The organism is Micromonospora sp. D75 (assembly GCF_018070405.1).
GTDB classification, from domain to species: domain Bacteria; phylum Actinomycetota; class Actinomycetes; order Mycobacteriales; family Micromonosporaceae; genus Micromonospora; species Micromonospora chalcea.
The window spans coordinates 1-672 of record NZ_JAGPXV010001132.1; the positions used below are offsets into that span (position 1 = coordinate 1).

General features: G+C 74.6%; 1 protein-coding gene. It reads left to right on the top strand.

Features of this window, described 5'->3' with window-relative positions:
* Positions 1-672 (top strand): zinc-binding dehydrogenase (locus KBX39_RS32485; RefSeq protein ID WP_210874252.1); only part of this gene is annotated, 672 nt, incomplete at both ends.

Sequence of the window (672 nt, forward strand, 5' to 3'; positions counted from 1 at the left end):
GCGTACCCCCGGGCATCGTGCCGCTGGGCGGCGAGTGCGCCGGCCGGGTCACCGCGCTCGGCGCCGGAGTCACCGGCCTGAGCGTCGGCGACGCGGTGATGGCGGTGGCCCCGTCCAGCATGGCCGCGTACACCACCACCCGGGCCGAGCTGGTCGCCCCCGTCCCCGGCGGGCTCACCGACGAGCAGGCCGCCGCGCTGCCGATCGCGTTCCTCACCGTGGTGTACGGCCTGGAGTACCTGGCCCACCTCGGCGAGGGCGACACCCTCCTGATCCACTCGGCCACCGGCGGCGTCGGCCTGGCCGCGCTGCAGGTGGCCCGCCGCAACGGCGCCGAGGTGCTGGCCACCGCCGGCAGTGAGGAGAAGCGGGAACTGCTGCGCCGCCTCGGCGTCAAGCACGTGATGGACTCCCGGTCGCTGCGTTTCGCCGACGAGGTGCTGGCCCTCACCGACGGCCGGGGCGTGGACGTCGTGCTCAACTCGCTCACCGGCGAGGCGCTCACCCGCAGCCTCGGCCTGCTCGCGCCGAACGGGCGGTTCGTCGAGATCGGCAAGCAGGACATCTACGCCAACAGCCACCTCGGCCTGCGGGCGCTGCGGCACAACCGCTCGTTCCTCGCCGTCGACCTGGAACGCGCCTTCGCCGAGCGGCCGAAGCTGATCGCCCGCC